The following is a 12,328-nucleotide window of genomic DNA, read 5'->3' on the forward strand; positions in this document are numbered from 1 at the left end:
CGATCCGGCTTGCGCGGCCTGCATTCGGCTGCGGGCCCGCAGCCGGGCGCGACGCGTTCGGCCGTCGATGCGGATCGTTTCGATTCGCCGCGATCGCGCAGCCTCCTGCCCGCGCAGCGTCGCGCGCGACGAGCGCATCGCGAAGAGCCGAGATCGTGGGCGACTGCGCCACCGCCGCGATTCCTCGACGCATCGGCCGCGACGCGTGTCGAAGCCACGCATCGAAACCGCGAATCGAAACCGCGAATCGAAACCGGCCATTGAAACCGATTCGCCGCTCGATGACGCCGCGCGCGGCCGAACGCATCCCGCACGTCCCGAGCGAATTCGCGCCGATTCGCCCCCGCGCGCCCCGCTCGCGCGCACGGACGCGCCGGATGCTGCGCCGCAAATCGTCGCGCGAAGACGGGCCGCATCGTTTTTGAGTATGATCTTTGCATTCGTTCGCCTCTCTGCCGGAGCCCCGCCATGCCCGTTCTCGACGCAACGGCACCGTCCGCGTCCCCATCCGCTTCGTCCGCCGAGCCGATCAGCCTGCCGTGGGTGAAACGGCTCGTGTCGATCGACACGACGAGCCGCGTGCCGAATCTCGGCCTCATCGAAATGGTTCGCGACGCGCTCGCCGAGGCCGGCGTCGCATCGACGCTCACGCACGACGCCCGCGACGGCTGGGCGAACCTGTTCGCGACGATTCCCGCGCACGACGGCACCACCGACGGCGGCATCGTGCTGTCGGGCCATACCGACGTCGTGCCGGTCGACGGCCAGCAATGGGACAGCGATCCGTTCACGCCGCAAGTGCGCGACGGCAAGCTCTACGGCCGCGGCACCTGCGACATGAAGGGCTTCATCGGCACGGCGCTCGCGCTGCTGCCCGAGATGCGGGCGGCGAGGCTCGCGCAGCCGATCCACTTCGCGCTGTCGTTCGACGAGGAGATCGGCTGCGTCGGCGCGCCGCTGATGCTCGCCGACCTGAAGGCGCGCGGCGTCGCGCCCGCCGGCTGCATCGTCGGCGAGCCGACCGGCATGCGCCCCGTGATCGCGCACAAGGGCATCAACCTCTATCGCTGCTGCGTGCGCGGCCACGCCGCGCATTCGTCGCTGACGCCGAAGGGCCTGAACGCGATCGAATACGCGGCGCGCCTCATTTGCCACATTCGCGATCTCGCCGACGAATTCCGCGCACAGGGCCCGTTCGACGAGCTGTACGACGTGCCGTTCACCACCGCGCAGACGAGCCTCGTCCAGGGCGGCAACGCGGTCAACACGGTGCCCGCCGAATGCCAGTTCACGTTCGAGTTCCGCAACCTGCCGGCGCTCGATCCCGACGCGATCTTCGCGCGCATCGACGCGTACGCGCGCGACACGCTGCTGCCGCGGATGCGGCGCGAGCATCCGAACGCGGCGATCGAATTCTCGAAGATCGCCGCGGCGCCCGGCCTCGACGCGGCCGAGCAGGACGCGATCACGCAGCTCGTGCGCGCGCTCACGGCCGACCAGGACAAGCGCAAGGTCGCGTACGGCACCGAGGCGGGCCTGTTCCAGCGCGCGGGCATTCCAAGCGTCATCTGCGGGCCGGGCCACATCGAGCAGGCGCACAAGCCGAACGAGTTCGTCGAGCTCGAGCAGCTCGCGTCGTGCGAACGTTTCCTGCGCAAGCTCGTGCAAGGCATGACGCTCGCGTGAGCCGGCGCGCCGCCGCGAGCCTCGTTCCGGCCGGCGACCGGCCACCGTCATCGATACGCGCACGCACATGTCGACCTCACCTCACCACCCCGCTCATCTGACGATCAACGGCGAGCCGATTCCGACGCTCGACGAAATCGCCGCGCAGCACTTCGCGCTCACGCCGTGGGTCACGCGCACGCCCGTGTTCGAGCGCGCCGATCTGCCTTCGCTCGACAACACGCACGTGAACCTCAAGTTCGAGCTCCTGCAGGCGAGCGGCAGCTTCAAGGCGCGCGGCGCGTTCACGAACCTGCTCGCGCTCGGCGAGGCCAGGAAGAGCGCGGGCGTCACCTGCGTGTCGGCGGGCAACCACGCGGCGGCCGTCGCGTACGCGGCGATGCGGCTCGGCACGAGCGCGAAGGTCGTGATGTTCGATACCGCGAGCCCGGCGCGCATCGCGCTCTGCCGCCAGTACCGCGCGGAAGTCGTGATGGCGTCGAGCCCCGCCGAGGCGTTCGAGATCGTGCGGCGAATCGAGGCGGAGGAAGGCCGCTTCTTCGTGCATCCGTTCAACGGCTATCACACGATCCTCGGCACCGCGACGCTCGGCTACGAATGGGCGACGCAGACGCCGGACCTCGACGCGGTGATCGTGCCGATCGGCGGCGGCGGCCTCGCCGCGGGCATGTCGACCGCGCTGCGGCTCGCGAATCCGCGCGTGCACGTGTACGGCGTCGAGCCGGAAGGCGCGGACGCGATGAGCCGCAGCTTCGCCGCGAATCATCCGGTCCGCATGGGCGCGATGCACACGATCGCCGATTCGCTGATGGCGCCGCACACCGAGGAATACAGCTACGAGCTGTGCCGCCGCCATGTCGACCGGATCGTCACCGTATCGGACGACGCGCTGCGCGCGGCGATGCTCTATCTGTTCACGCATCTGAAAGTGGCGGTCGAGCCCGCGTGCGCGGCCGCGACGGCCGCCCTGCTCGGGCCGCTGCGCGAATCGCTGCAAGGCAGGCGCGTCGGCGTGCTGCTGTCGGGCACCAACATCGATTCGACGGCGCTCGCCGCGCATCTCGAGCATGCGCAGCTGCATCGGACGTCGCGGCCGTGACGCCGGTTATCCCCAGTTCGTGTTGAAGAGCATGTTGAAAAGCCGCGGACAAGCGCGCTAACGCGTTGATCGCGCGACGTTTTCGGGAAGCGCCGCGAAATGCGTCGCGGGCCTGCCCGACAGGCCCGCCGCGTGGCGCGGTTATCCCCAGTTTTTGTTGAAAGGGCTGTTGATAAGCATGGGGCAGCGGTGCTAACCGCTTGATCCGATTCGGATCGCCCGCCTCGGCGCGACACGTTGCACGATCGATTCGCATCGCCCGAACGCCGAGCCGCGCGCCGCGTTTTCCACAGATCGTGTTGACAGGCTTGTTGATAAGCGGCCGGACAACTGCGTAAGTGCTTGAGCGAGCAGTGCTTTGAATCGGTGCTCACGCACGCGGCGGCGCGCTGACGCGACGTGCGCCGCAAGCGTGCGGTTGCAGTTGCGGTTGCGGTTGCGGTTGCGGTTGCGGTCGCAGTCGCAGTCGCAGTCGCAGTCGCGCGGTCGATCAACCACGATAATCGACGAGGGTCAACGATGCCAGCTTTTCATTCGACATGGATCGGCGGCATCGCGCTGATCGCCGCCGTCGCCGCGCTGCCCGGCTGCGCGACGGCGCCGCAACCGGTCGCAAGCGACGCGCGCTGCACGCAAGCGGGCGGCACGCGCGAGTTGCAGGCGGATCTGCTGTTCGGCCGCGACATCGCCGGCCACGGCTCCGTCACCGACGCGCAGCGCGAGCGCTTCGTCGCCGACGTCGTCACGCCGCGCTTTCCCGACGGGCTCACGACGTGGGACACGCACGGCCAATGGCGCGATCGCGCAACGCTCGGCATCGTGCGCGAGGCAAGCTTCGTGATCCGTATCATCGCCGCCGACTCGCCCGCGACGCTCGACAGCCTTGCCGCGATCCGCCGCGCGTACGTCGAGCAGTTTCGTCAGCAATCGGTCGGGCTCGTGTTGACGCGGGTTTGCGCGTCGTTCTGAATGCGACGCTCGGAACGCTTCACTTTGAATACGCCGTTCTGAACGCTTCGCATCGCGCGCATCATTCCCAGCGGCTCATTCCCAGCGAGTCGTTTCGTGCGGATCGCTCGAACGCCGCCGCCAAAATCGTGTCGCACCGCTCGAAGCATTCGAAGCATTCGAAGCATTCGAAGCATTCGAAGCATTCGAAGCATTCGAAGCATTCGAAGCATTCGAAGCATTCGAAGCATTCGAAGCATTCGAAGCATTCGAAGCATTCGAAGCATTCGACTTAACACGAAGCCCCCGGTCTCGCAAACGCGCCGCATCGAGCGCGTCGCGCGCCCGCGCATCTACCGGCCCTGCCGCTCGGCGAAGCCGTCAGCGCAAACGCCGCCGCGCGCCGCCGCGAAACCGCCCACATGCGCGCCAGCCTCGCACGCGACCACGCCGCACCGCCGCGAACGAAACCGCCAGCGAATCGCATCGACAAAAAAAACGGGCGCGCCGGCGCCCGTTTCGTCATGCGATCGACCCGCGCTCAAGGCTTGTTGCCTTCGAACATGTCGATGATCTGCCGCTTCTCCTCCGGCGTCACGGGCGGCGGCGTCAGGCCCCCGGCGCCCGCCGAGCCGAGCGCGTCGTTCGCGCTCACGGTCGGGCTCGCGGCCGGGTTGAAATCGACGCTCGCGACGAAGCCCGCGCCCGGCGTGCGATCCGCGTAGTACAGCTCGCCGTCGATCGTCGTCAGCCCGTCGGGCATCGCCATCTGCTGCTCGGGCGCGCCGGAAAGCGCGGTGCGCATGTAGTTCACCCAGATCGGCAACGCGAGCTGCGCGCCGAATTCGCGGCTGCCGAGGCTCTTCGGCTGATCGAAGCCCATCCACGCGACCGCGACGAGCGATTGCTGATAGCCCGCGAACCAGCCGTCCTTCGCGTCGTTCGTCGTACCCGTCTTGCCCTGCAGGTCGCCGCGGCCGAGCGCGTTCGTGCCCGCGCCCGTGCCCGCCGTCGCGACGGTGTGCAGCAGGCTGTTCATCACGTACGCGTTGCGCGCGTCGATCGTGCGCGTCGCGTTCGCGCCGGCGGCGACAGGCTGCGCCTTCTGCAGCGCCTGGCCGCGAGCGTCGTCGACTTCGGCGATCAGATACGGATCGACCTTGTAGCCGCCGTTGGCGAACACCGCGTAGCCGGCCGCGAGCTGCAGCGGCGTGACGAGGCCCGCGCCGAGCGCCATCGGCAGATACGGCGGCGTCTTCGCGGGATCGAAGCCGAAGCGCTGCGTCACGTAGTCCTGCGCGTACGACGTGCCGATCGACGCGAGAATCCGGATCGACACGAGGTTCTTCGAGCGCTGCAGCGCGGTGCGCATCGGCATCGGGCCGTCCGGCTGGTCGTCGTCCCTCGGCTCCCACGGCTGGCCGCCCGGCACGCTCGGCGGGAAATACAGCGGCGCGTCGTTGATGATCGTCGCGGGCCCGAGGCCCTTTTCGAGCGACGCCGAATAGATGAACGGCTTGAAGCTCGAGCCCGGCTGCCGCCACGCCTGCGTCACGTGGTTGAACTTGCTCTTGTTGAAATCGAAGCCGCCGACGAGCGAGCGAATCGCGCCGTCCTGCGGCGCGATCGCGACGAGCGCGCCCTCGACCTGCGGCAGCTGCACGATCTGCCATGCGCTTCTCGCGTCCTTCATCACGCGCACGATCGAGCCCGGCTTGATCTTCAGCGCCGCCGACGCGCGCGCGCTCAACGCGCCCGCCGCGAAACGCAGCCCCGCGCCGTTGATCGTCGTCGTCGCGCCGCCGACGAACTGCACCTCGAGCGCCGTCGGCGACGCGGCGAGCACGACGGCCGATTGCAAGTCGCCGTTGTCCGGATGATCGGCGAGCGCGTCGTCGATCGCCTCGTCGCGCTCGTCGCCCGCGGGCGGCAGCGCGACGAAGCCCTCCGGCCCGCGATAGCCGTGGCGGCGCTCGTAGTCCATGATCCCGCGGCGCACCGCCTGGTACGCGGCTTCCTGGTCGGCCGCGTTGATCGTCGTCGTGACCGTCAGGCCGCGCGTGTAGGTCTCGTCCTTGTACTGCGCGTACATCATCTGCCGCACCATTTCGGCGACGTACTCGCCGTGCACCGCGTACTGGTTGCCCGGCGTGCGCACGCGGATCTCCTCCTTCACCGCCTGGTCGTACTGCTGCTGCGTGATGTAGCCGATCTCGAGCATCCGCTTCAGGATGTATTCCTGACGCACCTTCGCGCGCTTCGGATTGACGATCGGGTTATACGCGGACGGCGCCTTCGGCAGCCCCGCGAGCATCGCCGCCTCGGCGAGCGTCACGTCCTTCAGGTCCTTGCCGAAGTACACGCGCGCGGCGGCCGCGAAGCCGTACGCGCGCTGGCCCAGATAGATCTGGTTCATGTACAGCTCGAGGATCTGGTCCTTCGTGAGCGCGCGCTCGATCTTGTACGCGAGCAGCATCTCGTAGATCTTGCGCGTGTAAGTCTTCTCGCTCGACAGGAAGAAGTTGCGCGCGACCTGCATCGTGATCGTGCTCGCGCCCTGCCGCGCGCCGCCGTGCAGGATGTCGGCGACGCCCGCGCGCAGAATGCCGAGAAAATCGACGCCGCCGTGCTCGTAGAAGCGGTAGTCCTCGATCGCGAGCACCGACTTCTTCATCACGTCGGGGATGTCCGCGAAGCGCACGAGGCTGCGGCGCTCCTCGCCGAACTCGCCGAGCAGCACGTGGTCCGCGCTGTACACGCGCAGCGGCACCTTCGGCTGATAGTTCGTGAGCGCGTCGAGCGACGGCAGTTGCGGCCCCATCACGACGAGCGCATAGCCGACGACCAGCGCGCCGACGGCGAGAAGCGTCGCGAACAGCCCGACGAACCACAGCGCGACGCGCGAGCCGAACGTGCGCGAGCCGCCGCTCGTGCGGCGCTGCGCGCGGTCGTCGTCTTCATCGGTGTCGTCGGTGTAATAGGCGCCGGCGGGCGAACGTCGTAGCGAATAATGGTGCTCGTTCGTGGCGCGGGAGGAAGGCGGTCGTTTGATAATAGGCATGTCGGATGGGCAGCGCACGAGGCGCGCCGCGAACGCGCGCGGGGCGCGTGCGTGGAATCGGTGGACGTAGCGTCGTGGAGCGTATCACGTCGACGGCTCCCGGCGCGCGTTGGTCCATACGGCGTCCGGTCCGCAGCGTGACAGCGCATTTTAATGAAATCGACGGGCGCTCTTCACGATTTTTTGTAAAAAATCCTCCAATTCGTTGCGCCGCGCACCGTCGCGGGCCGCGAACGCTCCTATGATGAAGACGGCATGCCGTGCGCCGCCGGCTTTCGTTTTGAAAGGCGCGCACGCGAGAAATTTGCGCGCGGCGCACTGGAAATTTTCGCCGCCCGCCCGCATTTTCGGTCGCGGCGGGCGGCATGCGCGCCGCCCGTGCGAGCCCGCGGTCACGCGGTTTTAAGCGGTGTTTAAGCGAACCGGTGGTGTAATATCCGCCGACGCCGACCGCCCGCGCCACGGCGAAGCATCGCACGCGATGCGCGGCGCGCGCATCGTTCATTACTTACGGAGGAATCCATGTCGCTTTTCGACTCTATTTCGCGCACGATCAAAGGTCTGCTGAACGACGCGGCGGACTCGGTGCAAGATCCGTCGCGCGACGCGCGGCAGATCGTGCGGGAGCTCGACGACAGCATCGGCCGCGCGGAAAACTCGCTGATCGAGATCGAGGCGCAGGTCGCCACGCAACGCAGCAAGCGCGACACGGCCGACGAGCGCGCGAAGAAATATGAAGACGGCGCGAAACGCGCGCTGCAGTCGGGCGACGAAGGCCTCGCGCGCGAAGCGCTCGCCGCGCAGGCGAACGCCGAGGCCGAGCGCGACGCGCTCGCGCGCGAGCTCGAGACGCTCGAGCCGTCGGTCGACAAGCTCAAAGGCCAGATCGCCGACATGCGCGCGCGCCGCAACGAACTGAACGCGCGCTCGAACATCCTGCAGGCGAAGCAGGAAATCGCGCAGGCGAAGGACGTCGCGGCCACCGCGCTCGGCGGGATCGGCGGCAAGAACCTGTCCGAGGATTTCCAGAAGCTCGAGGACAAGGTCACGCTGTCGAACGCGCGCTCGGACGCCCGCCTGAACTCGGCCGACACGAACAGCGGCCGCGCGCTCGACGACAAGCTCGCGGCGCTGAACAAGGGCCCGTCCGTCGAGGACCGCCTCGAAGCGCTGAAAAAGCAACTGAACACGCCGGCGCAATAACGGCGGCGCTACGCCAGCCGGCGCTTCGCGGCGCGGCGGCGGCGCACGTCGAACGCGCACGCCGCCGCGCCGCGACAATCCGCAAGGAGACGGGCCGAGCGCCCGAACCGATCATGAAAAAGCTTCTCGCAGCCGTCGGATTGTCGCTGCTCCTCGTGTCGGCCGCCGCCAACGCGGCGGTGCCGTCGCTGCAGCAAATCCAGCAATCGATCGCGCAAGGCAACTGGCAACGCGCCGACGCGCAGCTCTCGCAAGTGATCGACGCGTATCCGGACAACGCGCGCGCCCGCTATCTGTACGGCCAGGTGCTCGACCGCGAAGGCCGCCCCGCCGAGGCGCTCGAGCAGATCGAGCGCGCGAAATCGCTCGATCCGCAGTTGCGGTTCACCGATCCGTCGCGCTTCGCGCAGACGGAAGCGCGCGTGCGCGCCGACGCGCGCCGGACGGCCGCGCAGACCTCGCGCTCGGCGACGTCGGGCGGCATGCTCGTCGCGCCGCAAGCGCAGGCCCAGGCGCAATCGCAATTCGCCGCGGCGCCCGCCGCGCCCGCGCACCGCGGGCCGTCGGCCGGCATGTGGATCGGCATCGCAGTCGTGATCGGCGCGATCGCGCTCGTGCTGCGCTGGACGCTGCGCCGCGCGCGCTCGACCGACGACAAGCGCGCCGACGACGAACGCCGCGCGCAACTGAAGCGCGCGACCGACGTGCTCAACGACGTGCGCCCGCTCAAGCTCGACGCGCGGCTGTCGACGGCGCCCGGCGCCGCCGCGCTCAACGGCGAGATCGAAGCGCTCGAAGCGCAGGCGCGCGAGCTCGTCGAGACGTTGTCGAACGGCCAGAATCCGGCGCCGCCGTACCGGCCGGACGAACTCGAGAAACAATTCGCGAGCCTGAAGGCGCGCGTCGAAGGCCGCCCCGATCCGAACGCGGCCGCGGCGAGCGCGCCCGGCGGCGCGGGCTCGGTGTTCGCTCAGGAAGCCGATCGGCTGACGGGCGCGCAAGGCCAGCCGCCCTACTCGCCGTATCCGCCGCAGCCGCAACAGCAGCCGCCCGTCGTGATCCAGCAAGGCGGCGGCTTCGGCGGCGGCATGGGCGGGCTGCTCACGGGCGTGCTGCTCGGCGAGGCGATGTCGCACGGCCGCGAGCGCGTGATCGAGCGCGACGTGATCGTCGACGACGAAGCGCGGCGCCGTGCGGCCGCCGATCCGGGCATCGACTTCGGCCAGGGCGGCAGTTGGGACAGCGGCGGCTCCGACGGCGGCGGCATCGATCTCGGCAGCAATGGCGACGACTGGAGCAACAACGGTTGACGACGCACCGTTAGAACGACGAAATGGGCCGGCGACGGCCCATTTTTTTATCGGTCCCCTTTGTCAAGATTTCTCAGATGAACTATCGATAAAGGATCGGGTTCGTTATGATGACGGCCATCAACGTGCCGTAACGAATCGTTGCGCTACGCCCTATTCCATTTTCGACAGGAGCAAGCCGCCCATGAGCATCATCAAGGAATTCAAGGAATTCGCCGTCAAGGGCAACGTCATGGATCTCGCCGTCGGCGTGATCATCGGCGGAGCGTTTTCGAAGATCGTCGACTCGGTGGTGAAGGACCTCATCATGCCCGTGATCGGCGTGCTGACGGGGGGCCTGGATTTCTCGAACAAGTTCGTGCTGCTCGGCCAGATTCCGGCGTCGTTCAGGGGCAATCCGGATTCGTTCAAGGATCTGCAGGCGGCGGGCGTCGCCGCGTTCGGCTACGGCTCGTTCATCACCGTGCTGATCAACTTCGTCATCCTTGCGTTCATCATCTTCCTGATGGTCAAGTTCATCAACAAGCTGCGCAAGCCCGAAGAAGCCGCGCCCGCCGCGACGCCCGAAGACGTGCTGCTGCTGCGCGAGATCCGCGATTCGCTGAAGCAGCGCTGAGCGAGCGCGCCGCGAGCCGCAACGCAGCCCGCCTTCGCGCGGGCTTTTTTTCGTCGTCCGGACGGTCTTCGGCGGTGCGTCGCGCGCGGAGGCAGAGAATACCCGAATCATTTTTTGCGACGTTCTGACGCACGCGCGGCGCTACCGGGTCTATCATGGAGACTCAACGACAGTGCAGGCGCAAAAAGCGCTGGCTTTGGCGATCGTAGGCTCTCACCCGGTTCGGTCGACGCACGGCAAAACGCATCGGCGAACTTCGTGAAGCCGGCATTTTCGTATGCTATAAAAGATCGACATGCGGCGCACATAGCCGGGAGTGGGTCGCATGAGGATGCCGCATTTCTTGCAATTGTTTTTGAGGCGAGTGTTTATGTCCTTCCCGAAAAAACGCCGACGCGCGCAACCAGACGGCCAGGAATCGTTCCTCGCGGTGCTGCGCCATGCCAAACCGTTCGCGCAGCTCGATACGAAGATCGCGCGCGCCAGGTCGCAGGACGAGCCTGTGCTCTACGCGCACGTGCTGCCCGGCCTCGACGTCCTGCTCTGCAGCGTGCGCGGCGCGCAGCCGCCGTATCCCGCGATCGCCGAGCTGCGCAAGCGCTGCATCGAATCGATCGCCAACGCGCTCGAGCAGCCGCTCGACGGGCTCGAGAACGGCGGCTACTGGTACGAAGCGAACGGATTCGGCTTCCTCGTGTTCGCGAGCCGCGCGCGAGCGCGTATCCTGCCCGAATTCGGTGCAGGCGTGAAAGCCGGGCTGCGAAGCGGAATCGGGCAACCGAACGCCGGCGACACGACGCCTCGCTCGCTGTAACCCTCGCCAACCTAGAACGGGCCGTTTCAAACGGCCCGTTTCTTCATCCGGCCGCAACGGTTCGCGGTCCGCGCGGCGGCGTGCGTCGCATGTTCGCCGGCGCCCTTGCCGCCCGCGCGCGTTCGCCCCGCTATTCGCCTCGTTTCGCCTGCGGCCGCACGATATCGATGAACGCCGCGAAATCGGCCTGCGCAAGCCCCATCGCCGCGCCGAGCCGCAACACTTGCTGGACCGTCGCCGCGACGGGCATCACCGCGCCCGCGTCGCGCGCCGCGTCGGCGATCGCGTCGACGTCCTTCTGGAACGTCTTCAGCGCGCCGATCGGCGGATGGCCCGCGCTCGTCATTCGCGGCACGAACGTTTGCAGCAGCACCGAATCCGCCCAGCCGCCCGCGAGCGCCTCGGCGAGGCGCGACGCGTCGATGCCGCTCGCCTGCGCGAGCCCCACCGCCTCCGCGATCGCCGTGACGGTCGCCGTCACGATCGCCTGATTGCACAGCTTCGCCGTCTGCCCCGCGCCCGCTTCGCCGAGATGGGTGACGCGCGATGCGTATGCGCCGATCAGCTCGCGCACCGCGTCGACGTCCGCCGGCTGGCCGCCCGCCATCACCGCGAGCGTGCCCGCCTGAGCGCCCGGCACGCCGCCCGACACCGGCGCGTCGATCCAGCTCGCGCCGAGCGCCGCCGCGCGCGCCGCATACGCGCGCGTCGCCGCGGGCGGAATGCTCGAATGATCCACGATGCGCCGCACGCCGCGCGCCGCGGCGTCGCCCGCGAGCACGCCGGATGCGCCGAACACGACTTCCCCGACTGCCTGCGCGTCGAGCACGCACAGCATCACCGTCTGCGCGCGCGCGGCAAGCTCGGCCGGCGTGTCGACGACTTGCGCGCCGTGCGCGGCGAGCGCGTCGGCCTTCGCGCGCGTGCGGTTCCATACGTGCACCCGATGGCCCGCCGACAGCAGATGCCGGATCATCGGCGCGCCCATCAATCCCGGTCCGCAAAATCCCACGTCCACGTCTTCCCCTTTCCTCTCGTTCGAATACCGATTGAAGTTGCCGCCCATCATACCTATCACTCAAGAAGGCATGCGCGGGAACGCCGAATGCGCGCGCCCCGCGTGCCGGGCCGCACATCGAACGACTCACGGGAGAAACGTCATGAACGACCACGTCTACAAACTGATCGAACTCACCGGCTCGTCGCGCCAATCGAGCGACGAGGCGATCCGCAACGCGATCTCGAAAGCGGCGAAGACCGTGCGCAATCTGCACTGGTTCGAAGTGACCGACATGCGCGGGCACATCGAAGGCGACCAGGTGATTCACTGGCAGGTGACGCTCAAGGTCGGGCTGCGCATCGAAGACTGATCGCGCGGGCGGGGCGCGGCGAACGGCGGCGTCAAACGTTCGTTTGGAAAGCGCGTGTGGCGCGCGAGCCGCGCATCGGGCGCATCGGGCGCATCGGGTGCATCGGGCGCATCGGGTGCATCGGGTGCATCGGGTGCATCGGGTGCATCGGGTGCATCGGGTGCATCGGGTGCATCGGGTGCATCGGGTGCATCGGGTGCATCGGGTGCATCGGGTGCATC

At 68.1% G+C, this 12,328-nt stretch carries 11 protein-coding genes; 8 read left to right on the top strand and 3 right to left on the bottom strand.

All coding sequences use genetic code 11. The annotated features are described in order from the left end of the window. Positions 1–468 precede the first annotated feature (468 nt). The 3 genes from argE to WS91_RS28640 all read left to right on the top strand — a co-directional run bounded on the left by argE (position 469) and on the right by WS91_RS28640 (position 3,754). Positions 469–1,686, top strand: a complete 1,218-nt coding sequence (gene argE / locus WS91_RS28630) for an acetylornithine deacetylase (protein ID WP_059671477.1) — start codon at positions 469–471, stop codon at positions 1,684–1,686. Positions 1,687–1,753: 67 nt separating this feature from the next. Further along, on the top strand, positions 1,754–2,785 hold the full coding sequence (locus WS91_RS28635; RefSeq protein WP_038744679.1) for a threonine/serine dehydratase: 1,032 nt from the start codon (positions 1,754–1,756) through the stop codon (positions 2,783–2,785). A 519-nt stretch (positions 2,786–3,304) separates the two neighbouring features. Next, on the top strand, positions 3,305–3,754 hold the full coding sequence (locus WS91_RS28640) for a DUF3574 domain-containing protein (protein ID WP_059643048.1): 450 nt from the start codon (positions 3,305–3,307) through the stop codon (positions 3,752–3,754). 520 nt (positions 3,755–4,274) lie between these two features. Here the strand turns inward: WS91_RS28640 and WS91_RS28655 are convergent. After that, the gene (locus WS91_RS28655) at positions 4,275–6,794 is read right to left on the bottom strand and encodes a penicillin-binding protein 1A (RefSeq protein ID WP_059671479.1); all 2,520 of its coding nucleotides are present in this window, start codon (positions 6,792–6,794) and stop codon (positions 4,275–4,277) included. Positions 6,795–7,316: 522 nt separating this feature from the next. Here WS91_RS28655 and WS91_RS28660 point away from each other — a divergent pair. The 4 genes from WS91_RS28660 (at position 7,317) to WS91_RS28675 (ending at position 10,737) form a co-directional block, all read left to right on the top strand. Beyond that, on the top strand, positions 7,317–7,997 hold the full coding sequence (locus WS91_RS28660) for a PspA/IM30 family protein (RefSeq protein WP_038745099.1): 681 nt from the start codon (positions 7,317–7,319) through the stop codon (positions 7,995–7,997). 113 nt (positions 7,998–8,110) lie between these two features. Further along, positions 8,111–9,307 carry a tetratricopeptide repeat protein gene (locus tag WS91_RS28665; RefSeq protein WP_059671480.1) on the top strand — a complete coding sequence of 399 codons (1,197 nt, stop codon included), beginning with the start codon at positions 8,111–8,113 and terminating at the stop codon, positions 9,305–9,307. A 184-nt stretch (positions 9,308–9,491) separates the two neighbouring features. Then, the gene (gene mscL / locus WS91_RS28670; RefSeq protein WP_038745095.1) at positions 9,492–9,923 is read left to right on the top strand and encodes a large conductance mechanosensitive channel protein MscL; all 432 of its coding nucleotides are present in this window, start codon (positions 9,492–9,494) and stop codon (positions 9,921–9,923) included. A gap of 370 nt (positions 9,924–10,293) precedes the next feature. Continuing rightward, positions 10,294–10,737 carry a hypothetical protein gene (locus tag WS91_RS28675; RefSeq protein WP_059574562.1) on the top strand — a complete coding sequence of 148 codons (444 nt, stop codon included), beginning with the start codon at positions 10,294–10,296 and terminating at the stop codon, positions 10,735–10,737. Positions 10,738–10,867: 130 nt separating this feature from the next. Here the strand turns inward: WS91_RS28675 and WS91_RS28680 are convergent, their stop codons facing one another. Beyond that, the gene (locus WS91_RS28680; RefSeq protein ID WP_060820695.1) at positions 10,868–11,806 is read right to left on the bottom strand and encodes an NAD(P)-dependent oxidoreductase; all 939 of its coding nucleotides are present in this window, start codon (positions 11,804–11,806) and stop codon (positions 10,868–10,870) included. Between the two features lie 91 nt (positions 11,807–11,897). Between WS91_RS28680 and WS91_RS28685 the strand changes: the two genes are divergently transcribed. Next, positions 11,898–12,107, top strand: coding sequence for a dodecin (locus WS91_RS28685; protein ID WP_038745088.1), 210 nt, complete (start codon positions 11,898–11,900; stop codon positions 12,105–12,107). 31 nt (positions 12,108–12,138) lie between these two features. Here the strand turns inward: WS91_RS28685 and WS91_RS36495 are convergent. Continuing rightward, a partial coding sequence (locus WS91_RS36495; RefSeq protein WP_059671481.1) for a hypothetical protein occupies positions 12,139–12,328 on the bottom strand: 190 nt, incomplete at its 5' end.

This window comes from Burkholderia sp. MSMB1498, from assembly GCF_001526245.1.
Taxonomy (GTDB): Bacteria; Pseudomonadota; Gammaproteobacteria; order Burkholderiales; family Burkholderiaceae; genus Burkholderia; species Burkholderia savannae.